Source organism: Hahella sp. HNIBRBA332 (assembly GCF_030719035.1).
Lineage (GTDB): Bacteria > Pseudomonadota > Gammaproteobacteria > Pseudomonadales > Oleiphilaceae > Hahella.
The window spans coordinates 3,646,727-3,670,198 of the sequence record NZ_CP132203.1 but is presented as its reverse complement, the minus strand read 5'-3'; the positions used below and the strand labels follow the sequence as shown (position 1 = coordinate 3,670,198).

General features: G+C 55.2%; 22 protein-coding genes. 11 read left to right on the top strand and 11 right to left on the bottom strand.

The genetic code is table 11. From position 1 onward, the window contains the following. Window positions 1-69 precede the first annotated feature (69 nt). The 3 genes from O5O45_RS16235 to O5O45_RS16225 all read right to left on the bottom strand — a co-directional run bounded on the left by O5O45_RS16235 (window position 70) and on the right by O5O45_RS16225 (window position 4,227). Window positions 70-1,803, bottom strand: coding sequence for an ABC transporter ATP-binding protein (locus O5O45_RS16235; protein WP_305900435.1), 1,734 nt, complete (start codon window positions 1,801-1,803; stop codon window positions 70-72). A gap of 112 nt (window positions 1,804-1,915) precedes the next feature. Further along, window positions 1,916-3,733, bottom strand: coding sequence for an ABC transporter transmembrane domain-containing protein (locus tag O5O45_RS16230; protein WP_305900434.1), 1,818 nt, complete (start codon window positions 3,731-3,733; stop codon window positions 1,916-1,918). A gap of 5 nt (window positions 3,734-3,738) precedes the next feature. Beyond that, on the bottom strand, window positions 3,739-4,227 hold the full coding sequence (locus O5O45_RS16225) for a DUF4112 domain-containing protein (protein WP_305900433.1): 489 nt from the start codon (window positions 4,225-4,227) through the stop codon (window positions 3,739-3,741). 352 nt (window positions 4,228-4,579) lie between these two features. Here O5O45_RS16225 and O5O45_RS16220 point away from each other — a divergent pair, with 352 nt between their 5' ends. From O5O45_RS16220 to O5O45_RS16205, 4 genes are all read left to right on the top strand, one after another. Beyond that, the gene (locus O5O45_RS16220) at window positions 4,580-5,173 is read left to right on the top strand and encodes a DNA-3-methyladenine glycosylase I (RefSeq protein WP_305900432.1); all 594 of its coding nucleotides are present in this window, start codon (window positions 4,580-4,582) and stop codon (window positions 5,171-5,173) included. 166 nt (window positions 5,174-5,339) lie between these two features. Next, the gene (locus tag O5O45_RS16215) at window positions 5,340-6,239 is read left to right on the top strand and encodes an acyltransferase (protein WP_305900431.1); all 900 of its coding nucleotides are present in this window, start codon (window positions 5,340-5,342) and stop codon (window positions 6,237-6,239) included. A gap of 8 nt (window positions 6,240-6,247) precedes the next feature. Next, on the top strand, window positions 6,248-7,162 hold the full coding sequence (locus O5O45_RS16210) for a DMT family transporter (RefSeq protein WP_305900430.1): 915 nt from the start codon (window positions 6,248-6,250) through the stop codon (window positions 7,160-7,162). Then, on the top strand, window positions 7,155-7,397 hold the full coding sequence (locus tag O5O45_RS16205) for a DUF2164 domain-containing protein (protein ID WP_305900429.1): 243 nt from the start codon (window positions 7,155-7,157) through the stop codon (window positions 7,395-7,397). Before O5O45_RS16210 ends, O5O45_RS16205 begins: the two co-directional genes overlap by 8 nt. Before the next feature lie 22 nt (window positions 7,398-7,419). Here the strand turns inward: O5O45_RS16205 and sthA are convergent, their stop codons facing one another. Both sthA and O5O45_RS16195 read right to left on the bottom strand, forming a co-directional pair. Next, entirely contained in the window at window positions 7,420-8,820 is a 1,401-nt protein-coding gene (gene sthA, locus O5O45_RS16200) for a Si-specific NAD(P)(+) transhydrogenase (protein WP_305900428.1), read from the bottom strand. After that, window positions 8,817-9,665 (bottom strand): HDOD domain-containing protein, encoded by an 849-nt coding sequence (locus tag O5O45_RS16195; protein ID WP_305900427.1) that lies wholly within the window; start codon window positions 9,663-9,665, stop codon window positions 8,817-8,819. Before O5O45_RS16195 ends, sthA begins: the two co-directional genes overlap by 4 nt. Window positions 9,666-9,822: 157 nt before the next feature. Here O5O45_RS16195 and O5O45_RS16190 point away from each other — a divergent pair, with 157 nt between their 5' ends. Continuing rightward, a complete protein-coding gene (locus tag O5O45_RS16190) occupies window positions 9,823-10,473 on the top strand; it encodes a hypothetical protein (protein ID WP_305900426.1) in 651 nt (216 codons plus the stop codon). Between the two features lies 1 nt (window position 10,474). Here the strand turns inward: O5O45_RS16190 and O5O45_RS16185 are convergent, their stop codons facing one another. The 3 genes from O5O45_RS16185 to O5O45_RS16175 form a co-directional block, all read right to left on the bottom strand. Beyond that, window positions 10,475-11,368 (bottom strand): D-hexose-6-phosphate mutarotase, encoded by an 894-nt coding sequence (locus tag O5O45_RS16185; RefSeq protein ID WP_305900425.1) that lies wholly within the window; start codon window positions 11,366-11,368, stop codon window positions 10,475-10,477. A gap of 138 nt (window positions 11,369-11,506) precedes the next feature. Beyond that, entirely contained in the window at window positions 11,507-12,073 is a 567-nt protein-coding gene (locus O5O45_RS16180; protein ID WP_305900424.1) for a hydrolase, read from the bottom strand. A 139-nt stretch (window positions 12,074-12,212) separates the two neighbouring features. Beyond that, complete coding sequence (locus tag O5O45_RS16175; RefSeq protein WP_305900423.1) at window positions 12,213-12,719, bottom strand: cupin domain-containing protein; 507 nt, start codon at window positions 12,717-12,719, stop codon at window positions 12,213-12,215. 89 nt (window positions 12,720-12,808) lie between these two features. Here O5O45_RS16175 and O5O45_RS16170 point away from each other — a divergent pair, with 89 nt between their 5' ends. After that, window positions 12,809-14,098 (top strand): MFS transporter, encoded by a 1,290-nt coding sequence (locus O5O45_RS16170; protein ID WP_305900422.1) that lies wholly within the window; start codon window positions 12,809-12,811, stop codon window positions 14,096-14,098. 12 nt (window positions 14,099-14,110) lie between these two features. Here O5O45_RS16170 and O5O45_RS16165 read toward each other — a convergent pair whose 3' ends face one another. Beyond that, entirely contained in the window at window positions 14,111-14,887 is a 777-nt protein-coding gene (locus O5O45_RS16165; protein ID WP_305900421.1) for an SDR family NAD(P)-dependent oxidoreductase, read from the bottom strand. Between the two features lie 296 nt (window positions 14,888-15,183). Here O5O45_RS16165 and O5O45_RS16160 point away from each other — a divergent pair, with 296 nt between their 5' ends. From O5O45_RS16160 to O5O45_RS16150, 3 genes are all read left to right on the top strand, one after another. Next, window positions 15,184-17,142 carry an AarF/UbiB family protein gene (locus O5O45_RS16160; RefSeq protein ID WP_305900420.1) on the top strand — a complete coding sequence of 653 codons (1,959 nt, stop codon included), beginning with the start codon at window positions 15,184-15,186 and terminating at the stop codon, window positions 17,140-17,142. A gap of 467 nt (window positions 17,143-17,609) precedes the next feature. Continuing rightward, complete coding sequence (locus O5O45_RS16155) at window positions 17,610-17,951, top strand: DUF3135 domain-containing protein (protein ID WP_305900419.1); 342 nt, start codon at window positions 17,610-17,612, stop codon at window positions 17,949-17,951. A 161-nt stretch (window positions 17,952-18,112) separates the two neighbouring features. Next, on the top strand, window positions 18,113-18,808 hold the full coding sequence (locus O5O45_RS16150) for a TIGR01621 family pseudouridine synthase (protein ID WP_305900418.1): 696 nt from the start codon (window positions 18,113-18,115) through the stop codon (window positions 18,806-18,808). 13 nt (window positions 18,809-18,821) lie between these two features. On the opposite strand, the gene O5O45_RS16145 is transcribed toward O5O45_RS16150, so the two are convergent. Next, complete coding sequence (locus tag O5O45_RS16145; RefSeq protein ID WP_011395964.1) at window positions 18,822-19,007, bottom strand: hypothetical protein; 186 nt, start codon at window positions 19,005-19,007, stop codon at window positions 18,822-18,824. A gap of 171 nt (window positions 19,008-19,178) precedes the next feature. Here O5O45_RS16145 and htpG point away from each other — a divergent pair, with 171 nt between their 5' ends. After that, window positions 19,179-21,104, top strand: coding sequence for a molecular chaperone HtpG (htpG, locus tag O5O45_RS16140; protein ID WP_305900417.1), 1,926 nt, complete (start codon window positions 19,179-19,181; stop codon window positions 21,102-21,104). 141 nt (window positions 21,105-21,245) lie between these two features. Here htpG and O5O45_RS16135 read toward each other — a convergent pair whose 3' ends face one another. Beyond that, window positions 21,246-22,454, bottom strand: a complete 1,209-nt coding sequence (locus O5O45_RS16135; RefSeq protein WP_305900416.1) for a DUF1329 domain-containing protein — start codon at window positions 22,452-22,454, stop codon at window positions 21,246-21,248. 555 nt (window positions 22,455-23,009) lie between these two features. On the opposite strand from O5O45_RS16135, the gene O5O45_RS16130 reads away from it, so the two are divergent. Beyond that, a complete protein-coding gene (locus tag O5O45_RS16130) occupies window positions 23,010-23,468 on the top strand; it encodes a DUF6586 family protein (protein WP_305900415.1) in 459 nt (152 codons plus the stop codon). Window positions 23,469-23,472: the final 4 nt, after the last annotated feature.

Genomic DNA, 23,472 nt, shown 5'->3' with positions numbered 1-23,472 from the left:
CGATACCTGGTCGTCGACAGTCCCTAAGAGCTTAGCCGTGAATTACCGGCTTGTCAGACCGCGCCGCCCTCAGTCGGCGAGCAGGTGCGCGGTTTGAATGCTGTACAGGTGTTGATACAGCCCCTCCAACGCCATCAGTTGACGATGGTCGCCTTCCTCCACCAGCTTGCCGTGATGCAGGACGATGATCTTGTCTGCATGACGGATCGTGGACAGTCGGTGGGCGATGACAATCAGCGTCACCTCGCCGTGCAGCCGGTTAACCGCTTGCTGCACCCACGCTTCGCTTTCGCTGTCCACCGTGGCGGTGGCCTCGTCGAGAATCAATACTTTGGGCTTGCGCAGTAACGCTCGCGCCAGCGCCACCAAATGACGCTCGCCGTTGGACAACCTTCCGCCGCGCTCGCCTAGAGGCGTGGCCAGCCCCTGGGGCAGGCGTTGCAGCATGCTTTGAAGTCCGGCTTTGGTCAGCGCGTCGATCATCTCCTGCTCGCTGTAGTGGCGGTCCAGGCGCAGATTGTCCGCTAGTGAGCCCTGGAACAGGAACGGCTCCTGCTCCACCAGACACACATCCTGGCGCAGGCTGGCGGCGGAGATGGCGTTGAGCGGCTGGTTGTCGATCAGGATTTCGCCCTGCTTGACTGGATAAAACCGTATCAGCAATTGCATCAGCGTACTTTTGCCGCTGCCGGTGCGTCCGACCACGCCCAGCATGCCGCCGGCGGGAATATCCAGCGACACATCCTGTAATACCTGAGTTTCCCCGTTATAACTGAAATTGACATTGCGCAGGCTGATGCGGCCATTCGTGATCTGGCCGACGCCGTCGTAGCGCTCCGGCTCCGTATCCAACAACTCAAATACCCGCTGTCCTGCCACCAGCGACTGCTGCATGATGTTGAGACGCTGGGTCAGCTCGATCAAAGGTTCGACGAAGCGGCCCAGATAGCTGATAAAGGCGTACAATACGCCGATCTCCACCGCCTCCTGTAGAGACTGGGCGCCAAAGAAGTACACGATGGAGGCGAGGGTCGCCATGGAGAACATGTCAATCAGGGCGCGCAGCATCAAGCCATCCAATTTGACGTTCTTCACCCGCCAGCGGAAGTGTTCCTGAACCGTGCCGCGAAAGCGCTCATTGAAACGCTTTTGCTGATTCAGCAGCTGAATAATCGGCATGCCGTTGAGGGACTCGTGCAACTGCGCGTTGATGTCGCTGAGCAGCGCGCGCACCCGCTGGAACATGGGCGTGCTGAGACGTTGATACATCACCATGGCGCCCACCACCAGCGGCATCAGCGCCAGACACACCAGCATAAGGCGGAAGTCGAGCACGGCCATCATGATGAAGATACCGGTGACCAGCACCACATTGGTGATGAAATTGGCTATGACATTCAGGAACAGCTCTTTGATGGCCTCGGTGTCGTTGCTCAGGCGGGACACCAGTGCGCCGGTGGCGCTCTTGTCGAAATAGGACACCGGGCGTGACAGCACGCTTTGGAATACATCCTTACGCAATTTCTCCACCACCTGCAGCGCGATGCGGCTGAACACCAACGGCGCGCCGTAATGCGCAAGCGACCCGATCAGCAACGACGCCACATAAAACACGAACAGTTGCACCGAGCCTGAGTCCAGGTAACGTCCGTGCGACAGATAATCGTCGATAAAATGCTTGATCAGGTAAGGCCCCAACACATCCATCGCCGTCGCCAGCAAGAGAATGGCGCAGCCGCCCATCCATAACTTCTTCCAGCTCGCGCTGGCGGCTAACAACCGTTTAAACACCCGCCACTGCATGAACCTATCAAACCCCGTACTTTGTTTATTCGATATTTGTCTATTCAATAACCAACTGCTGCGAATCAATAACCGACTGCCGTAAACCTGCGCCTGGCCGTTTCGCTGTGTTTTACGGTTGTACTGGTTTCACGACCGTATCTTGCGGCTGAACTCTGTCCAGATCCTGCTCGATTTGCTGCAGTTCATAAATCTGGCTGTACCAGCCGGCCTGCGCCACCAGTTCACTGTGATCGCCTTGTTCCCGAATCTCGCCCTGATCCAGCACCAGTATTTTGTCGGCGTGGCGCAGGGCGGACAGGCGATGCGAGACAATGATGGTCGTGGTGTCGCGGCGTCCTTCCTTCAGGTGCTGCAGGATGCGATTTTCCGTACCGGTATCCACGGCGGACAGCGCGTCATCGAGGATCAACACTGGCGCCTCGATAAGCAGCGCCCGCGCCAGCGCCAGACGTTGCTTCTGTCCGCCGGACAGCGTGACGCCGCGTTCGCCCACGACAGTATCGTAGCCTTGTTGGAACAGCTCTATGTCTTCATGCAGGGCCGCCAGTCCGGCGGCGTGTTCTATTTCCTCGCGGCTCGCTTCCGGCCGTCCCAGGGACAGGTTCTCCTGCACTGTGGTGGAGAACAGGAAAGGCTCCTGAGGCACATAGGCGATATGCGCGCGAAACGCCGCCTGCTGATAGCGCTCCACCGATTCGCCGCCCCACGCCACTGATCCCGGCGGCAAGGCGTACTGACGCAGGAGAAGTTTGATCAGGGTGGTTTTGCCGGAACCGGTCGGCCCGGTTATTCCCAGTGTTTTTCCCGCCGCCAGATGAAAGTGGATGTTCCGCAGCGCCGCCTGTATGGAAACCGCGTTTTGTTCCGCGTCCCCTGCAACAGGTTCCTGGTCCGGGTAATGAAATTCATTGATGGCCACTTGCAGAGACGTATCCGGCAGGGACGTCAGCTCGCCGGTATCAGGAATCTGCGGCGCTTCCGCCAGCAAACGCTTGATGCGATCGTAAGCGGCGGAACCGCGCTCGGCGATGTTCAGCATCCAGCCGAACGCGAACATGGGCCATATCAGGTAGCCCAGGTACATGGTGAAGCTGGTGAGTTCTCCCAACGTCAGCGTCTGCTGGTGAATCAGCCAGCCGCCGTAGGTGACGGCGGACAGGAACGACGCGCCGATGGTCAGTACGATGGTGGGCTCGTACTTGGCGTCGGTGGCGGCCACTTTCATGTAAGCCTGGGTGGCGGTTTCCGCCGTGTTTGCGAACTGTCGCGCCATGGCGTCTTCCTGACCGTAGGCTTTAATGGTGCGAATGCCGGAGATGGCCTCCTGACTCAGCTCCGTCAACGCGCCAAAGGAGGCTTGCGCGTCCGAAAATCCGGTATGCAGGCTGCGGCCGAACTGATACATGAATATCGCCATGATCGGCCAGGGCAGCAGCGCAACCAGGGTAAGATCCCAGCTAAGGGTGATCATCATCACCGCCAGCACGATGACACCGGTCAGCAGGCCATCGAAAGTAGCCAGAATGCCTTCGCCTGCGGTCATCTGCAGGGCTTCGACGTCGTTGGTGGCGTGGGCCATGAGATCGCCGGTGGTGTGTTTGCGGAAGTACTGCGGCGACATGGTGGTCCAGTGCCGGTACAGGTCCTGCCTGGTCTCCGCCGCCAGTTTATGGGAGGCGCCGAACAGGAAAATCCGCCACAACACGCGGAAGATATAAATCAGCACCGCCAGACCCAGCAGTTCGCCCACCGTGAGCATCAGATAATCTGCATCCAGCGTCTGCTGCGCGATGCGGTCCACCAGCGTCCCGATCAGGTGAGGCGGCAGCATTAACAACAGCGCCACCAGCGTTAGCATGATCACCGCCGCGAGATAGGGCGGCCAGTTGCGCAGGAAAAATCCCCGCAATTCCCAGAATATTTTCATTGGCTTTAACTGAAACTAAACGGCTCAGGAGTGCTGAGCAGGTAGATAATGAATGCAACCAGCAATGCGACGCTAAGACTGATCCAGAGCCAGGGCGTTCGACGCTTGGGCGGCGCGGGCATGATCTGCTTTTCCAGATAGACGGCGAGCATATCCATGTTGCGCTGGTTGGCTTTCCAGTAAATATCAAAGGCGTCGCCGATAAGCGGCGCTGCGCCGCCGAGCACTTCGACGCCGATATTGGCGAGCATGCGCAGCAGCAGTCTCTTCGGCGCTTTGATGCGCCAGGCTTGCCACAACAGGTACAGGGACAGGCAACCGCCGACAATATCTCCCACTAACGGCACAAGACCGATCAGGGAGTCCCAGCCGACGCGCACGCCCAGAACCGGGATGCGGAACTGGGAATCCAGGCGATACGCAAGCTTCCGTAAGCGGGTCAGCGTCGCGCGCTGCTCGACGGAAATAGGCGTATGGGGCGTTGATTCAGACATAGGGACATGCAATTCCATCGTTATAATCGCGATCCTGCTGCGTCCATCGGTGGGCCGCAAGATAGCCATTGTGAGGAGATACGTCGCCGCTGGCAACCGTGTTTTTCGTTTCCCGGTGGTTTGCTTTTGGCGTGAGCATCGGCACAATACGGCGGGGTATGAGCCGCATACCGTCGCGGCCCGTCAGATGGGCGCAGCTTCGGCGTAAACGCGCAAAAGTCCCTGGCGTGAGCGATTGAGTGGAAGCGGCGATGAGTCAACGAAAAAGTAAGAATAGACACGCGTAAGATATACACGTGTAAGAATAGACACGTGTAAGAATATAAAAGAGCAAGAATAACAGGAGACCGGTATGGCGTCCGAGCAGCGCTGCAGTTGGTGTGGGAACGATCCTCAATATGTCAGCTACCACGATCATGTCTGGGGGCGACCGGTGACGGACTCTCAGGAGCTGTTCGCCAAGTTGTGCCTGGATGGTCAGCAGGCGGGGTTGTCCTGGATTACGATTCTGCGCAAACAGAAAAATTACGAGGAAGCCTTTGCGGATTTCGACCCGGAAGCCATCGTACGTTTCAACGAGGAGGACGTTGAGCGCTTATTGCAGAATCCCGGTATCGTACGCAACCGCCTGAAAGTGCAGTCTATTATCAAGAATGCCCGCGGCTATCTGGCGCTCAGGGATCAAGGCATTGAGTTTTCTCACTTTCTTTGGGACTTTGTGGGCGGCAAGCCCATCGTCAATCAACTGCAGTCCATGCAGCAGGCGCCCACCAGCACTGAAGTCTCCGACGCCATGTCCAAGGCGCTGAAAAAGGCCGGCTTCACCTTTGTGGGGACTACCATTGTTTACGCCTTTATGCAGGCGGTGGGGATGGTGAATGACCATATGACGTTTTGTCCTCAGCATCGCGAGTGCGCGGAGCTGGCGGAGAAATTCAGTCTTTAAGGGAGATGGCGTCGCGGCGACGCGACGCAACGCGGGAGGGCGCAAAATTGCGTTCCCGCTCAGTGTCCGCGCTGCGCAGGTGTGTTATCTTGGGCGCCCTTGCCGAAACGGTCGCCCGCTGAAGGCGTTGCGGAGCCTTTAATCCAATCGTTGTCCGGAGCTTTTTATGCTGAGTTTTCTGCCAGCCCCCCTCGTTGGCTGTCTGGCCTCATTGTCCCTGGCGATCAACACGGTTTTCTGGTGTACGCTTCTGTACATCCCAGCCATCCTCAAGCTGATCATTCCCATCCACGCATGGCGTAAGGCGTGCACCCGACTGATTATCCTGATTTCCGAGGCCTGGATTGCCTGCAACAGCGGCTGGATGGCGTTGACTCAGCGCACCCAGTGGAAAGTGGAAGGCTTGGAGGAATTGCAGCGGGAGGGCTGGTATCTGGTGGTCTGCAACCATCAAAGCTGGGTGGATATTTTCGCCATGCAGCATGTGCTTAACCGGCGCATTCCTTTTCTGAAGTTTTTCCTGAAAAAAGAACTGATCTGGGTGCCGGTCATCGGACTGGCCTGGTGGGGATTGGACTTTCCTTTCATGAGCCGGCACACCCCGGAGCAAATCGCCAAACGTCCTGAGCTGAAAGGCAAGGACATGGAAACCACGCGCAAAGCCTGTGAAAAGTTCCGCACGACGCCGGTAAGCGTCATGAACTTTGTCGAAGGCACCCGCTTCACCAAGCGCAAGCATGAGCGTCAGCAGTCGCCCTACCAAAATTTGTTGAAGCCCAAACTGGGCGGCGTGGCGTTCGTTCTCAGCGCCATGGGGGAATACATTCCCACCATGGTGGACATCACCATCCACTATCCTGGCGGCGCGCCGCGATTGCGGGACTTTATGTGCGGACGGGTGCCGGCGGTGGAAATGTATATTCGTCGCGTCACCATTCCCGAGGCGTTGAAAAGCCGCAATGTCGACGATGAAGCTTTCAAACAGGAGTTCAGAGAGTGGATGACTGCGTTGTGGCGGGAGAAAGACGCCAGGCTGACGGCGCTTAAACAATCCTCGCAAGCCTGAGCTCGCCTGTGTCGCAGTCCAGTCATTTAAAAGCGGATTTATTACTGCTGTTGGTCACCCTGTTGGCCGCCGCCGGTTGGATTTTCTCCAAGGAGGCGCTGTCGGGGTTGCCGCCCCTGTTGTTCATCGGTATTCGATTTTTCTGCGCCGGCATAATTCTGGCGGCGGTGGGACGGCGGGCGCTAATGTCTTTGTCCGCTCAGCAATTGCGGATCGCGCTGTCTACAGGCGTGTTATTCGCCGCCGCCATGTGCTTGTGGATCTCCGGGCTATTCTACGGCGACCATGTCGGGGAAGGGGCTTTTATCACCAGTCTGGCCATGGTGCTGGCGCCTTTGGTGTCGCGCGTTATTTTCGGCGAGCGTCTGGCGCTCGCCACTTGGCTGGCGTTACCTGTCGCCACTTGCGGTCTGGCTTTGCTGTCGTTGCGCAATGGCCTGCATCCGGAATTGGGACAGCTGTTTTTTCTGGCGTCTGCGGTGTTGTTTTCTCTCAACTTCACCTTGAATACCCATATGTCTGCGAAAGTGCCGGTGATCGCCCTGACCACCGTGCAGTTATTGACGGTCGGCGTCACCGCCTCGGGATTGTCCCTGGCGTTGGAGGAATGGCCGCAGCAGGTCAGCGTCGACATATGGGGATGGGTGGCCGCCAGCGCTGTGATCGCCACCAGCCTGCGCTTCTTTCTGCAGACCTTCGCGCAGAGCCTGACGCCCGTCAGCCATGCGGCGGTGATCATGACCATGGAGCCGGTGTTCACCACCCTGATGGCTTTGCTATGGTTGGGAGAAACCATGTCCGGCATGCAGATGCTGGGCTGTTTCCTGATATTCTCCGCGCTATTGATCAACCGCTGGCGTGCGGTGCGGGTCGCGTTTAAGGGATTGATGCGCCAGGACAAAGGGGAGGCCACGAATGATTGAAATGACCCGGGAAGAAAAACAGCAACTCGTTGCAAAAGTGAAAGACTACTTCGCCAGTGAACTGGATCAGGAGATCGGCGGTTTTCAGGCGGAGTTTCTTATCGACTTTTTCGTGCGGGAAATAGGCCCGCGAGCCTACAACAAAGCCTTGGACGAAGCGGAAAACATCATTCGCATGCAGGTGGAGAACATCAGCGATGCGCTGTATGAGCTGCAGCAGGCGCCCACAGACTGAATGGGGCGCCTGTGGGTCTGTTTTAGTAGACGCTGTTGCGGCGGGCGCGCTGGCCGATGACCGCCAGCGCCGCCACCCGGTAGGCTTCCGCCAGGGTGGGGAAGTTGAAGATACTCTCCACGAAGATATCCACGTCGGACTTGGAAAGCAGCGCCATTTGTCCGATGTGTATGAGTTCGGTGGCTTCCTCGCCAACGATCTGCACGCCCAATAAACGACGTCCTTCGGCGTCGCACACCAGTTTCAACATGCCGTCTTGATTGCCGGAAATATGGCCGCGTGCGATTTCCGCAAACGGCGCCCGGCCCACGATGATCTGTCCATAAGCTTTGCGCGCTTCCTGCTCGCTCATCCCCACGGAAGAGAGTTCCGGCACCCCGTAGATGCCGACGGGAATCATCTCCGGCATGCTGCCGACTTTCAGTCCGATGGCGTTGCAGGCGGCGCGGCGGCCTTGCTCCATGGACGCGGACGCCAGCGATGGCGGGCCGATCACATCGCCGGCGGCGAAGATATTCGGCACCCGGGTGCGTAACTGGCCGTCAACGGGAATCACCCCTCGTTCGTCCAGCTCCAGACCGGCGTTATCGATATCCAGATCCTTGACGTTGGCCACTCTGCCGGCGGCGCACAGTAATTTCTGGGTGATGATGGTGCGGCCGTCCTCCAACTCGGTGATCACGTCGTTGACGCCATCGAAATAGACCCGTTTCACCACGCTGTCGCCCATCCACACGCCGCCCATGTCCTGGAAGGCGTTGACGAAGTTGTCGGTCAGATCCTTATCGAGGAAGCCCAGGGGGCGGGGATAACGGTCAATCATGATCACGCGCACGCCCAAAGCCTGAAATATGGAGGCGTATTCACTGGCGATAACGCCGCCGCCCAGCACCGCCAGGCTTTTCGGCAGATACAGCATGGACAGCACGGAGTCGCTGTCGAAAATATTCTCATGATCAATCGGCACCTGATCCGGCTTACGAGGGAATGAGCCGGTGGCGATGACTACATAATCGGTGGCCAGCACCTGCTTCTCGCCTCTGACGGAGGTCACCTCCACTTCATTCGGGCTCAGAAACCGGGCGCGCCCGTGAACGCGCTTGATGGTATTACGGTCGATCTGGCGGCGCATGTATTCGTCATGGGATTTCATGACGTCATCCAGACGATCGATCAGTGTCGCCATTTCCAGATCTTCGCTGAGTTTGAACTGGAACAAGGCGGCGTTTTTGCGCATGTTGTTTACGCGCAGCGCGTTCTCACGCAGCGTCTTGCTGGGAATGGTGCCGCGATGCACGCAGGCGCCGCCGAGCAGGGCGTCACGCTCGATCAAGGCGACCCGCTTGCCTGCCTTGGACGCTTGCACCGCCGCTTTCTGACCGGCGGGTCCGCTGCCGATGACGATAATGTCGAAATCGCTCATGCGCGCATGGCCTCCAGCCCCTGATTCACGGTGTCGGACTGTTCATACAGCTCCGCCACTTCATCTGGATACAGATTCAAGTCCGCCATAGCGGGCAAGGCCAGCAAGGTGTCTTTATCCGGCTCATCAAACAGGAAATGGGAGGCGAACTGTTTACCTGCGCGAATTAATTTCGCCTGGTCCTTGCCGTTACCCGCCTCCTGATAATTGTCCTGATGCGTCACCGCGTCGATGATCAGTTCCGGCATGCGCCAGTGCTCCAGCGCCAAGCGGGCCGCGTCCAGATGCATCTCGTCGACGATTTCCAACAGCAAATCCAGTTCCGGTTGCAGCCCTTCCGTTCCGGCTACATCCAGGGTTTCCTGCAACATGATGGGTTTGCCCACGGAGTGCAGCAACCCGCACAGGAACGCCGCCTCCACATTCATTCGTGCGCGCCGGGCGATTTCCTTGCACCAAAGCGCTGTGGCCAGGGCGTGGCGCCACATGGCCCCGATGCGGTCTTCGTAGCCCGGGGCCTTGAACATGCGGGCGTTGATGGAAGCGGCCAGGGCGATGTCGCGAATCGACACCATGCCGAGGCGGGCGATGGCCTGCTGCAAGGACACAATGGAGGCGTTGGGAGAGTACGCGGCGGAGTTGGCGATACGCATCACCCGCGCCGCCAGAGCCTGATCCCCTTGAATCACCTTGACCAGTTCGGACGCGCTGGAGTCAGGGTTATTGGTGATGGCGATCACTTTCTGCGCCACTTCCGGCAGCATCGGAATATCCAGGTTGCCCGCCTGGAGGCGGGAATCCAGCTCCCGGGTCAACGGATCAGCGGAGGAATGGGTATCTGTCACGGGGGACTAACTCCATGTTTTATTTATTTTTCAGTGTAGACTATGCGGGACTGATTGCGCTTGGAAATGAACCCTGTTCAGGGGCCGGATGGATTATTTGCTTGCTGTGTCCGATTATGTATGCTTCTGTTTTTAATTATAAAGGTGATGGATGCCTGTGCTTCGTTTCATAATGATCCTCCTTACTTTCACCATGGCTGGCGGTATGGCTGGATGTTCAACGGACAGCGGCGACGGAAGCAGGTTCGAGGCGCTGATGACGGCTTCCAAGCAAGAGAGGGAAAAGGCCAGCCAGGATCTGCAAAAAATATCCAAGTCATTTTCCGACGGCAAAGCTTCCAGAGAAAATATGAGTGAGCAGGTGTTGACTCAGTTGGAAGTTAAAGTGCGCAACGGCGAAGATGCGTCTGCGGAACGTCAGCAGATTCAGGCGCTGGCTGAGCAGATCAAGCGTGAGTCCGACGCGGTGCTGTCTGCGGTGGACAACCTGTTCAATGAATCCGTGAAGGCCCTGGCGTTGGCCTCCGCCGCCTATGATCTGTGCGGCATTGAAGGCGAGCGCGCTAACCTGGTCGCCATCGTCAGGAAAATGGATAACCACCCGGACCGCAAATACAATGCTGAAGACGCGTACTGGAAGTTCAAATGGGAGTTCCAGAACGACTTGAAGGAAGGGGATGTGGAAACCGAATGTGAGTACTTCCTTAGCCAGAAAGACGAGCTGGAAGCCAGTTTTGAGCTGGCGTTCCAGGCGATGAGCTATTCAAAGAACCTGCATCCGCAAGGCGTGAATACCGTCACTCCCTGATCTAACGACGGGATGACAGGGTCAGATCCAATGTATGGCTCTGGCCCGGCTCCAACTCGATATAGTCGTTCAGCAGCTTCCCTGTCTCCACGCACAGCATGTGTTTGTAGCTGTCCGGTGAGAACTGGGATAGGCGTTTACTCTTCTCGATCCAGGGATTCCATACCACGGCGGAACGGCTTTCGGAGGACTCCAGGACGATGAACCGCTCCCACTTTTTATCATGAATGCGCAATATCGCCGGCGTGTCGTAGTAAATACGATCCATTTCTTCTGCGATGTGCAGGGGGCCGTCCTGCTTGTGCAGGCTCCACCCGCGCAGCGAGTCAATGTAGGGCAGGTCGTCCAGGTCCAGCACGCTGACCTGCTGAATATCCGACACGGCGAAATAGGTGTGCAGGGCGCAACTCAAGTGTTTGGGCTGTTCTGACAGATTGAACGATTGCAGCTCCATTCTCATCACCGCGCCCAATCGGTAGGTAACCACCACTTTCAGGCCCAAGGGCTCGGCGTTCAGCTCAAAAGCAATGGTGGTGCTGGTTTCTTCTTCAGTAATGCTCAACAAACGCCATAGCGCATTGCGCGCCACACCGTGAGCGGGGGCTTCCTGTATTGGGAAACTGTTGCGCACGGGGTCCGCATTGCGCTCCAGAAAGGCGAACCAGGGCCAGCAAATGGGGATTCCCTGACGTACGGCTTCCCCTTTTTGATAAGCCACATCCGGATTGCGCCATAAAACGGGATGTTCTCCGTGGGGAGCGTAACTGATCAACTGGCCGCCCTGCAGGGTCAGGCTGGCGGAGCACTCGGGGCGCTCAATTTCTATCAGGTCAAGATCGCCGACGTGTTTAATCGTCACCGAGTCGTACATCCCCGCGTCATGATTCTGGCTCATTTCAATCACCACCTCTAATGGGAAGCGGAGCGCTTAACACCGGACGCGCCGCTTGCTGAGTCGTCTTTTTATAATCGTCAGTTTAATCTGCTTTGTCATCAGAGAGATAGAGGTCTCCGATCGGCAAGCCGAAGCGCATTACTTGAATAACTGCGCCATCGGTTTGAAGCGCTCGCCGGCGGCTTCTTTTTGCAGTTCAAACAGGACCATTTCCACGCTGGATGGCGTCGCGCCCAGCGCCTGCATGCGCTGCAAGCCCAGCTCACGATTGGCGGGATCGCGGGAGGATATGGCGTCGTTGATCAAGGTGACGTCATAACCGGCCTCAATTAAATGATAGGCGGATTGATAGACGCACACATGACTTTCAATGCCGGTCAGCAACACCCGTTTTCTACCGCTTTTTTGCAGCGCTTCCACGAAGCGGGGTTCGCCGTAGCAGCTGAATGCGTGCTTGGGAATCGGGCGCAGGTCCGGGAGCAACTCGGTGATTTCTGGAATGGTGGGGCCAAGTTTTTCCGGTAGTTGTTCCATCCATAGTATTGGAATATCAAACAACAACGCGCCTTTGACCATGCGTTGCAACTGCGAGAACAGTCTTTCTTTCTCATGCATGAGCTGAGCGAGCTTGCCCTGGATATCCACCAGAACCAGTACGCAGTCTTTCGCTTCAAGCCATTGGTAGGCGGTGGTCATGATAGTCATTCTCCTTTCTTGGAAATCAGTACGGACGTAGTACGGACGTAGTGCCGATGCAATGCGGACGCAGTGCTGAATGCCGGGATAATATTTCACGGCGTCATGATAGAAGTATATCCCTTGCCCGCGCCGGGGGCATCCGGGTTTAGCCCCCCTGGGAGCCGCTTCGGCTTAGCCGCAGGATAAGATCGAAGTGCTTGGGGTAGAGGGGGGTTAACTCATCCGCATCGCCCAATTCAAAATCCGCGAAGTCGAATCCGGGGGAGACGATGCAGCTCACCAAAGTATAGCCCGCAGAACCCGGCTCCGGCTCGGCGGCGAGCCAGGTCATCCCTGGCGCATGCGCGTCTCTACTGAGCCCGGAGCCTATAGTCTGAGTGCTCAAGGCCCCATCCGGCGCAATGGTGTAAATATGAATACAGTCTCCCCCCAGATGAAGCCAGATCTCGTCATTGCGTAGCCTATGCCACTGAGAAAAGCCGCCCCGAGGCAGTAAATAGTAAATTAACGTCGCGCTCGGACGTTCGCCATAGGGCGTAGAAACCAGGTAAGGCGCAGCGAAAATCCGCCGATAAAACCCTCCCTCGGGGTGCGGCGACAACTTTAATTGATCCACCAACTGCTGAATGGAGGGAGACGCGTCCATTGTCATGGGGGGCTCCTGTTGTGGATAGGTTGACTTTTATCAGTGTAGGCATAAAGTCCGCCTATTCATTTTATACGCAGCGATATTGGTAACCCATGCGCTTTACGCCCTTTCATTCTGTGCTTTTGTTAAGTCTCTATTTTGCGGAAGGTTTTCCCGCAGGATTGATGGTGCATGTGATTCCGCCCGTGCTGCGGGAGCATGGCGTTCCGTTGGAGTATATTGGCCTGATCAAAATGCTGGCGTTCCCATGGGTTCTGAAGTTTTTATGGGCGCCTTGGGTGGATCGCTACAATCTGTTTCAGCTGGGGCTGCACAGAGGCTGGATTATCACCGCCATTAGCGTGGTCAGCGGGTTATTGCTGTGGTTGGGAACCATGCATCCGGGCCACCTTGGCGCTTGGGGGATTCTGCTTTTCATGCTGATTCTGGTGTGCATGAATTTTGGCGCGGCCACTCAGGATATTGCGACGGATGGACTGGCGGTGAAACTGTTACCGCCGCCTATGCGTGGGTGGGGGAACGCGCTCCAGGTTGGCGGCTACAAAGTGGGTATGATCGTCAGCGCCAGCTTGCTCTTGATGGCCATCGATAAGATAGGTTGGAGTTTGAGCCTGTACAGTATGGCGGCGATTCTGGTCTGCTGCCTGATTCCGATCCTGCTGTTCGATGAGCGTCCCTTGGGCGACGCGGCAGCCTCTGACGAAAATCTTCAGGATGGGAAAAGCAAATCGGTGGTGAGTCTGGCGCTGATTCTCAACACCTACCTGTCTTTCCTGCGCCAACCCGGCATGATCTACTGGGTGGCCGTGCTATTGCTGTTCAAAATGCCGGACAGCCTGGCCTCTGGCATGATCAAACCCATGCTGGTGGACAAGGGCATGTCGCTGTCGGATGTGGGCGTGGTGACGCTGATGTCCTCATTGGTGGGCGTGGCGGCGGTTTTCGCCGGCGGTGGTTTTTATGATCGCTTTGGTCCCAGGGTCTGTCTGGTGTCGCTTTCCTTGCTGCAGGCTCTGGCGTTGGCGATGTATTCCCTTGTCAGCGGCGGTGCGACGGAGATGCCGGTTGTGCTGGCGGTCGCCATTTTCGAACAGATAGTCGACAGCATGGCGAATGTCGCCTTATTCGCCATGATGATGCATTATTGCCGCAAAGAACATGAAGGTGCGGACTTTACGCTGCAAGCCTGCATCCAGGTGATTGTTTCCGGCGCGGCGGGCGTGTTCAGCGGCTTCGTCGCCAAAATGCTGGGCTATGACGGCTTATTTATCGCCGCCGGGGTGATCAGCCTGCTGGTGGCGTCCCAGGTCCTGCATTACTTCCGCATGGACCCGGACGCAGTCAGAGAGTGGCGCAGATTGAAAGAGGCCCCGGCTGAATAATGGGGCCGTCGCCTACCGCATCAGGCTCTTTACGACGGGCGCGACCCAGCTCTTCGGAACCAGACGCGGCGATTCCACCATCACCTTGTTGAGCATTCCATGCACCACCACAGGTTTGCCTTTCATCATCGCTTCGTAAGCCTGCTCCGCCACTTTTTCCGCTGGCATGCGACGGATGTATTCCATTGCTTTCAGTACGCCGGTTCCCGCCTTGTCAAAGAACTCGGTTTCCGTGGGCCCGGGACAGGACGCGGTGACAGTGACGCCCTGTGATTTAAGTTCGGCGTGAATAGCCCGGGACAGCGATAGCACGTAGGCTTTGGTGGCGTGGTATACCGCGAAATTGGGGCCCGGCATAAAACCGGCGATGGAAGCGATGTTTAGGATGCGGCCGCCGCCTTGCTCCACCATATCGCGGCCAAACAGCTTGCACAGCGAGGTGAGTACGGTCACGTTGAGATAGATGGTCTCTTCTTCAAGCTGATAATCGCGTTCGATGAACGAGCCAAAATATCCTCGTCCCGCATTATTCACCAGACAGTCTATCCGCAAGTTGCGAAAACGCACCTCGTCGTATAGCGCTCGCGCAGCGTTATCAGCAGTCAGGTCGAAACCGATGCACTGGCTATCGGCTCCATATTTCTCTTTCAGCTCTGTAGCGAGACGCTCCAGATTGTCGCTACGTCTGGCGACCAGGGCCAGATTCCAACCATTGCGGGCGAATACCCGCGCCAACGCCAGGCCAATACCGGAGGAGGCGCCCGTGATCAATACAGTTTTCGCGCTCATAATCCCAACCCTGTCTTGTGTTATGCGTGTTTATCAGATGCCTGCTTTACCTTGATGAAAGCGTGTGACTCGTCGTGAAGCCGGACTGTTTTAATACGCCCATAAAGCACCGAACAGCAGTCTATCAATATAAATGACCAGTGGTCATTTTCAATTTGGCCAACTCCATCAAACTTTATCTATTCGCTCTGTGGATAAGTGCTAGACTGCTTTTTTGCCTCGAATGATATTGATAAGCTTGGAGCTTGTCGGACTTCATAAACAACCTATGGATAGCATCAGGCTCTGGCGCCCACATGAGTGAATCGGACCCAAAGAAGTTCATCGAGATTAACTTTCCGGTTTTAAAGCAACGAACTGACCGGATGTTGCGGGGGGCTGGTCAGTTTGCGGTCAGTACGGTAAAACTGCCGAAATCCTTTCTTCCTATCGGCCAGTTGATCCTCAGCGACGACCTCATTGACAGAGAACAACTGGCCTGCGAACTGGACCTGTTATTCGAAGCCCTCTACCAGCACCCCATCTCAGAACAATCCAAGGCCCTGACCGGGTATCTGCGTAAATACAAACTGATTCCCAATGAAGAGACGACTGAGGGCCTGATTCAGTTTCTGGTCAAACAGACTGTGTCGCGAAGCCCGGTGGAGATTCCGGAAGCCATCGTCAATGAGTTCTGGCAGTTCTTCCATGAGTTGATCAGCGCGCCGGAGTTGAAAGGGCTGGTGGAGCTCAACCTGGATATTATCCGCTCCGTGTTGCGCGCCTATGAACCGCTGCTGGTGGATATCATCAATCGCATCAAACATTTGCGACATGTGAATAATCTGGCTATCGGCGAAATGGCGCAAAAGGCGAGGGTGTTGCGCAGCGATCTGGCGATATTGCGGCGGCAGATCCGCGCTATCCGTTATATCAAGCCCTTCCTGCAAACCGATCCGCGTGATTTCGCCGGACAGGCGCAGATTGTGGCGAAAATGGTGCGCGAATTCGGCCCTTTATTTATCAAAATGGCCCAGGTAGCCGCTGCTAATGCAGAGTTCCTGCCGGAGGAAATCGCCACTGAGCTGAAAGTGTTTCAGGAAGACGTGCAGCCGATGACGGCGGAGGAAGTGAATCAGGCGTTTCTGGAATGCTACGGCAAGCTTCCAGGAGAGATATATTTCGGTTTTGATGTCGCCAATCCCTTACGTTCAGGTTCCATTGGTTCGGTATATGTAGCGAAGAAACCCGTGCGCCGGGATGGCGTCGAAATGCTGGTTCCAATCGTCGTGAAGGTGTCCAGGCACAATCTTGAGCGGGAATTTCAGATGGGCGCGCTGGCCCTGGAGCTGATGTTGATATCCAGTCAATACTGGGCGCCCCACACCAAATTGTTACCGTTTTTGGAAGCAATGTCCCGCCAGGTTAAAGAGTTCACGCGAGGGTTCGAACAGGAGCTGAACTTCGAGGACGAAGCGGCGATACAAAAACGTTTTCATCGTCGCTCCCAGGACAGCGATAGTTGGTCCGTGCCACAAATTTACTCCGCCACCGGGCGCATTATTGAGATGGAATACCTTGAGACGGCGTTGTCGGTGGATCGTCTGCTGCGGGAAGTAGCGGGACAGGAGAAGGAAGACCTGCGCCGGAAAGTCGCAGAGCGCTTTCTATTCACCATTTTGCAGCACGTCCTGGTGTATCAAGAGTTTCACGGCGATTTACACCCGGGCAATATCATGGTGACGCCCGAAGGTCGCTTGTTTCTGATTGACTGGGGCAATGTGGTGGATATGCGGGGTAAGTGGCCGTTGGTCTGGGACTATGTTTATGGCGCGCTGACGGCGGATGTGGAGCGTCTGACCCACGCATTGATCGAAATGAGCACGCACCCGGAGGACAATCGCCGCCGCAGAGAGTTTATTCGCGCCGCCTTGACGGAAACGCTGAAGAAGAAGGGGGTCACGCCACTGGGCGTTCATGCCCTGACGCAATTGTACAAAGAGGGCGTGACAGGCGTTCAGCGTCGTTTGCAAACAGTGATGCACCTGCTATCCAACACCTATCAACTGGGAATTATCGTTCAAAGCGACTACTTGCACCTGAGCCGTTCCATTACTGCAATGGCGGGCGCCTATCTGAGCATGTATGAGCAGGCTCCGCGCTCTCAGTTGTTTATGGATCTGGGACTCGGCGTTACGTTTTTTCCCTATCGCCTGGTTCGTGACCGCATACAGAGCCGGTTAAAGAACTTGCGAGGACTGATCAGCGGCGCCTGAGTTAGTCCAATATGACGTCTCAAGCGGCATTGATGGCGAGTCTTTAAGTGTGTCTCGCCTCACATTTTTGTTAACAGGCCCTGCCTTTTTCCCCATCTTTCCTAGACCACTTAGGTTGTCTATCTACCTGTCAACCTTAGCTTGCTATGCTAACCGGCTTGTATATAAAGCCTTTTATTTACACAGGTATAACTAATTTTACACAATGTAACATGCCATTTTTTTCTGGTAGAATGCATTTTATGTGTACAGGTCAAAAGCAGACTTGTACTATCTAAATATGGTTAAAAATTGAACAAAATAGGGTGTGGCTTTTTCTGGTTGGGTCCATGTCTTGAGCGCTGGGTGAGACCGGCTTGAAGCTTAAGAGCCTATCGCTTTTCAGCAGGTGGCTGCTGAGTCGTAACAAAAAGCCGCTGGGTAGTATGAAAGCCGAATCAGGCTGTAGTGTAGTAAGAGAGCTTAGAATGGAACTTCCACATTTTGATGAATTGCTTGAAATGGCCAAACAAAGGCCTGAAGCATTGGAAGCGCTAAGAGAAGAGATGGTGGAGTACATCATCACCTCCGCCCGGACTGACTGTCAGCGCAAGCTGCGCGGACTTCAGTTCAAGGTCGATATGACCCGCGCCAGAGCCAAGACCCCCTTGGCGGCATGCATCAAGATCAGTCAGTTAATGCATGAATCCCTGGCGGAGCTGCGTTACTGTTTGAACGAGCGTTATGACTTCGCCTTGGCTGAGGCGGAAACCGCCCCGGTTTCCAATGCCGAAGTTATCTCCCTCGAAGACTATCGTAGTCGAGCCTGATCCCAGGCGCTTCTCTCTCCCGCAATGGATTGCCTTCTCGGCGTTAACTGATCGCAACGCCGTCTGATGTGTTTTAACCGGTTTCGGCGGTCTCCACTCGTGCATTGTTGGCGCCTGGGGTAAACTGCCGCCCCATCTGCCGTCCGATGTGGAGTGAAACGGTGAATACATCCTCTTTTCAAATAGTCGCCGACTACGATGACTTGCTGGTCGTTGATAAAGCGCCAGGAACATCTTTTCATGATGACGACGGACTGCCGGGCTTGTGCTCCAGCGTGGCGGAAGCCTTAGGCATCCGCGTTTATCCTGTGCATCGCCTTGATAAAGTGACGTCCGGACTATTATTGCTGCCGAAAACACCAGCGTTAGCTCGCGAATTGACCGAGCAGTTCAGCTCCCGCCAAGTTGAGAAGTTTTACTTGGCCCTGTCTGGGCAAAAGCCGCAAAAAAAGCAGGGTAAAATCATCGGTGATATGGAAAAAGCGCGCGCGGGCGCTTGGAAGTTAACCCTGGGGCGTGAAAATCCCGCAGTCACCCAGTTCTTCAGTCACACGCTAATGCCCGGCGTCAGGGCTTTTATCGTACGTCCTTTAACAGGGAAAACACATCAGATTCGCGTTGCCTTGAAAAGTATCTCCGCACCCATCGCCGGGGATGAACTGTATGCGGGAAAGGCGGCCAGAGATTTTGATCGCACTTATTTGCACGCCTATGGATTGCGTTTCAGCTATAAAGGGGAGCGCCATGCGATCATCCGTCCGCCGCAGATTGGAGAGTTGTTTGTGTCCGAGGCGATGCGCGACTTATTGGCGGAGGGGTGGGCGTCTCCCTGGGATCTGCCCTGGCCAGGGCGCTGAGCGTCCGGCGCCGTTACAGCGCCAGCACTTTCTGCTCGCCGCAGCGGGCGCAACGGTACACCGTCACCAGCTTGCCTGATTTTACGTCGAATTGCTTTTCCTTACTGACCTCCCATTTGTGAAAGCCGTTGCGGCACAAGGTTTTGCCTTTGGCTTTTTTCTTCAGGGACGGCCTCTTGAATGGAATGACATCTCCCACGGGGCTTCTCGCATTTGTTAGTCATGAAAATGTGAGCATAGCTCCGAAACGGTTGAAATATCCATATTCGCCCCCACTTTCTGGCCACAAGCGCCGGATAAATCGCCGGCCTGCAATCAATATTATTTCACTTGTTTCCGATACGGACTTACGCCAGGAGTTTGTCGACCGATGACGACTGCAACAGAAAAACAAACCTTAGGCTTTCAGGCTGAAGTGAAGCAATTGCTTCACCTGATGATTCATTCGCTCTATAGCAACAAGGAAATATTCCTTCGCGAATTGGTATCCAACGCGTCGGACGCCTTGGATAAGTTACGCTTTCAGGCGTTGAGCAAAGAAGACCTCTACGAGGGCGACAACGACCTCAAAATTCGCCTGGAGTTTGATGAGAAAGCACAGACCATCACTTTATCGGACAACGGTATCGGCATGAGCCGTGATGAAGTGGTGACGAACTTGGGCACCATCGCCAAATCCGGTACGGCGGAATTTCTTTCCAGTCTGACCGGCGACCAAAAGCAGGATTCACGTCTGATCGGGCAGTTTGGCGTCGGCTTCTATAGCGCCTTCATCGTCGCCGACAAGGTTGAGGTCTATACCCGACGCGCAGGCATGAAACCTGAAGAAGCGGTGCGCTGGGAGTCCAGAGGAGAAGGCGATTTCTCTATTGAAACTGTGACCAAAGAAGAACGCGGTACGCGCATCGTGTTGCACTTGAAGGAAGAAGAGAAAGAGTTCGCTAACGGTTGGCGCCTGCGCAGCCTAGTGAAGAAATACTCTGACCATATTTCCTTCCCGGTTGAAATGATAAAAGAAAATATGGACGTCGGGGACGAAGAGGAAGGCAAAGAGAAGACGGAATCCGCGCCTGAATTCGAATCGGTTAACGAAGCCACCGCTCTCTGGACCTTACCCCGTAACGAGATCAAAGACGAAGACTACAAAGAGTTCTATAAGCACATTGCTCACGACTTCAGTGATCCATTGCTGTGGGCGCATAACCGTGTGGAAGGCAAGCTGGACTACACCAGTCTGTTGTATGTTCCCGCAAAAGCGCCCTATGACTTGTGGAATCGCGAAGCGCCGCGTGGTCTGAAACTATACATCCAGCGCGTTTTCATCATGGATGACGCCGAGCAGTTCCTGCCGTTGTACCTGCGCTTCGTAAAAGGCGTCGTGGACTCCAACGACTTGTCCCTGAACGTATCGCGGGAAATTCTGCAGAATGACAAGGCGGTGGAAAGCATGCGCTCGGCGCTGACCAAGCGCGTGTTGGACCTGTTGTCCAAACTGGCTGCTGACGATGCGGAAAAATATCAGTCCTTCTGGGACGAGTTTGGCCGCGTGTTGAAAGAAGGCCCTGCTGAAGACTTCGCTAACCGCGAGAAAATCGCCAAGTTGATGCGCTTCTCCAGCACACACCAGGATGACGACAAACAGACCCAGTCTTTGGAAGACTATGTCAGCCGTATGAAGCAAGGGCAGGATAAGATTTATTACATCACTGCCGAGTCCTACAGCGCTGGAGTGAAGAGCCCCCATCTTGAGATCTTCCGCAAGAAGGGCATTGAAGTGCTGGTGATGCATGACCGCATTGACGAGTGGCTGATGAGTCATCTGAACGAGTTTGACGGCAAGCACTTCCAGGATATCGCCAAAGGTGAATTGGACCTGGGCGAAGTGGAAGACAAAGAAGAGAAGCAGAAGCAGGAAGAGGTTTCCAAAGAGGCGGAACCTTTGCTTAACCGCTTGAAGGAAGTGCTGAAAGACCATGTGGAAGAAGTGCGTGTGACTCATCGTCTGACCGACTCTCCCGCCTGTCTGGTGGTAGGAGCGTACGATATGGGCGTGCAAATGCGTCGCATCATGGAAGCGGCGGGTCAGGCGTTGCCCGAGAGTAAACCGACCTTTGAAATCAACCCTGAGCATCCTTTGGTGAAAAAACTGGGTGAAGAGCAGGGCGCGCGTTTCGAAGATCTGACCTGGGTGCTGTTTGATCAGGCGCGATTGGCCGGCGGCGAGAACCTGAAAGATCCCGCTGGCTATGTAAGCCGTCTGAATAAACTGCTGCTTGAGCTTTCTAATGCGGGCTAAGCCGCGTATAGCTAAGTAAGTCGCAGTAATAGAAAGGCCGCTATAATCAGCGGCCTTTTTTGTGGGAGTGACCCGTCCTGAATAGGTGTCAACCTATTTCAGGACTGGGCAGAAAGTTGGGTAGGTTTTGATTTAAGAAAGCTAGCGTCTGGCGGCGCGACGGACGGCTGAAGTTGAGAAGTCGCTGTCTCTCAGTCCGGGCGCAAAGTCACGAGGCCTTTCTTCGTTATCCAGACCGTCGACGAAATAACGCCCTGACTTCAGGTCGTAAATAACCTCCAACGTGGTCCAGGGGGCTTTCACCTCGTAGTAGTTCACCAAATGGGCTTCCGATACACGCCACAGCTCGCCTTTATCGTCATAGTCCTCCGCAACCAGCAGTTGCCAGGAGTCCTCGTCAAAGTACATGCGGCGCTTGTGATAGATATGACCCAACCCCTCACGCAGGACGCCTTCCACCACCCACACCCGGTGGGCTTCATAGCGGGCATGCTCCTGGTTGATATGGCCGGGACGCACGATGTCGTTCATGCGCAGGTTGCTGGAGTGCAGTTGGTAAGCGTTGTAAGGCACATACATGATCTTCTTGGCGATCAGCGTCCATTCATATTGGTCCGGCGCTCCGTTGTACATATCAATCTGATCGGTGGTGCGCAGGCCTTCGCTATTTGGAGCCTCGGCGTCGTAGGCCAGGTTGGGAGAGCGCCGCAGGCGACGTTCACCGGCCTGATAGCGCCAGGACTGTCTGGGAGAGCGAATCTGATCCAGCGTCTCATGCACCAGGTTCATGGTGCCAGCGAGCTTGGCGGGAGCGACTACCTCCGTCTTGAGATAGAAGATTTTGTTGTCAATGTCTTCCGGCCGATTGTGCTGCTGAGCATACACAAAGAAATACTCATAATCGGTTGTCACCGGCGTGTAAGAGCCGTCTGGAAGGGTGGCGGCGAACGAAGAGCGAAATGCAGCCTCTTCCCCTCGGTAGCGCAGGATATGGTTCCAGATGATCTCTACCCCCTGATTAGGGATCGGGAAAGGACTGGTGATCAATGAGCCTTTAACGCCCGTGCCGCGAGGCATCAGTTCCGCCTTGGCGGCGTTCTGCTTAAGGGCGGCGTAGACGTGGTCAGGGTAAGACGCGCTGCGACGGCTGGGATACACCTTCAGAATGTAATCACTGGGATACTTCTGCAGGAGAGCCTTGTGGCCTTCGGTCAGCTTGTCTGAATAATCCTGTGCATTACCGGTGTTAATGATGAAGCGTGGAACGTCCGCATCGAAAGGGTCGGCATGCCATTTGTCAGGATTGTAGTTCGCAGGCGGTTGCTTAATGCCTCCATCCCAAGAGGGCACTTCACCTCCTTCGCTTCCGGCCCTTTCGGCGCCAAGCGGCGTGAGATCCTGGTCCAAACGTGCAACCTGATCCGGCGGCGCCTTAGCTGGGGCGTTTTGCGCGATTAGTGAAAATACGAGTAATACCAGTGCGTTATTTATATTTTTTCTTGCGTTACGGCTATAAGCCATGTCTTTCTCACTCTCTTTCTAAAAGTAACAGACAGTTCCCTTACTTTCTCTCCCTGGACAAAATTATAGCAGTCTAAAATATTATTCTAGTTTTCTCACTAGCGCCTTTGTTAGCGTTTATGGCGGGTTGCTGCTGAACGTTAACTTGTGTAAGGGGCGAGCCTGGGGATCGGATGCTAAGCTATGAGAAAGAGGTTGCTGATAGTTGACCGCCATTTTTTGTGGAAACCTGAGTCGGATGAGGGGGGTAATAGTAAGAAATTTAGGCGTCTAAACGAATCGGAATTGCGCCTCAGGAAATAGTCCGGAGGGGAATTTTTTATTAAAGAACTTATGGTTAAAAACCTATACACTAATAAAGAGCAATTGTTGATGAGTTAAGGTATGTCTGGAAAGTGGCTGACTTTTGTTAATGAAAACCTGTTTTTCGCCAAGCTGCAGTTGCAGTGGAGGGATTCATCCTCAACGGTGGCGGAAAAGCAATGCGCCGGACGGGCGGCTTTGCGTTTTCTGCAGCAGGCATATGTCGGCTTCTTGAATGAGCTTGCGGAGCAGCGTCGCATCAAAGTTAAGGTTGAGACGCTCGCTGACTTGGAAGGCCAGCTGGAAGTCGAATCGCCAGAGGTAATCAGCATGAAACTGGCGGCGGCTCAACCTGATTCCTGGCTGGCTCAACTGCTGAAACAATTTGGGGAAATATCTCGCCCCCGAAAAAATGAAACGCCGCAGAATGAAAATATTATCGCCGCCACGTCCGCTCCATATGCAATGGAGTTAACGGCGATACTGGAGTCCATGCAGGCGTTCATCAACGAGATGAGAGAGCACAGTTTTGAGTGGTAGAGGT

Coding starts and splice junctions, on each gene's coding strand:
- O5O45_RS16235 (WP_305900435.1), bottom strand. CDS start 1,803: ATGCAGTGGCGGGTGTTTAAACGGTTGTTAGCCGCCAGCGCGAGCTGG.
- O5O45_RS16230 (WP_305900434.1), bottom strand. CDS start 3,733: ATGAAAATATTCTGGGAATTGCGGGGATTTTTCCTGCGCAACTGGCCG.
- O5O45_RS16225 (WP_305900433.1), bottom strand. CDS start 4,227: ATGTCTGAATCAACGCCCCATACGCCTATTTCCGTCGAGCAGCGCGCG.
- O5O45_RS16220 (WP_305900432.1), top strand. CDS start 4,580: ATGGCGTCCGAGCAGCGCTGCAGTTGGTGTGGGAACGATCCTCAATAT.
- O5O45_RS16215 (WP_305900431.1), top strand. CDS start 5,340: ATGCTGAGTTTTCTGCCAGCCCCCCTCGTTGGCTGTCTGGCCTCATTG.
- O5O45_RS16205 (WP_305900429.1), top strand. CDS start 7,155: ATGATTGAAATGACCCGGGAAGAAAAACAGCAACTCGTTGCAAAAGTG.
- sthA (WP_305900428.1), bottom strand. CDS start 8,820: ATGAGCGATTTCGACATTATCGTCATCGGCAGCGGACCCGCCGGTCAG.
- O5O45_RS16185 (WP_305900425.1), bottom strand. CDS start 11,368: ATGAGCCAGAATCATGACGCGGGGATGTACGACTCGGTGACGATTAAA.
- O5O45_RS16180 (WP_305900424.1), bottom strand. CDS start 12,073: ATGACTATCATGACCACCGCCTACCAATGGCTTGAAGCGAAAGACTGC.
- O5O45_RS16175 (WP_305900423.1), bottom strand. CDS start 12,719: ATGACAATGGACGCGTCTCCCTCCATTCAGCAGTTGGTGGATCAATTA.
- O5O45_RS16170 (WP_305900422.1), top strand. CDS start 12,809: ATGCGCTTTACGCCCTTTCATTCTGTGCTTTTGTTAAGTCTCTATTTT.
- O5O45_RS16165 (WP_305900421.1), bottom strand. CDS start 14,887: ATGAGCGCGAAAACTGTATTGATCACGGGCGCCTCCTCCGGTATTGGC.
- O5O45_RS16160 (WP_305900420.1), top strand. CDS start 15,184: ATGAGTGAATCGGACCCAAAGAAGTTCATCGAGATTAACTTTCCGGTT.
- O5O45_RS16155 (WP_305900419.1), top strand. CDS start 17,610: ATGGAACTTCCACATTTTGATGAATTGCTTGAAATGGCCAAACAAAGG.
- htpG (WP_305900417.1), top strand. CDS start 19,179: ATGACGACTGCAACAGAAAAACAAACCTTAGGCTTTCAGGCTGAAGTG.
- O5O45_RS16130 (WP_305900415.1), top strand. CDS start 23,010: ATGTCTGGAAAGTGGCTGACTTTTGTTAATGAAAACCTGTTTTTCGCC.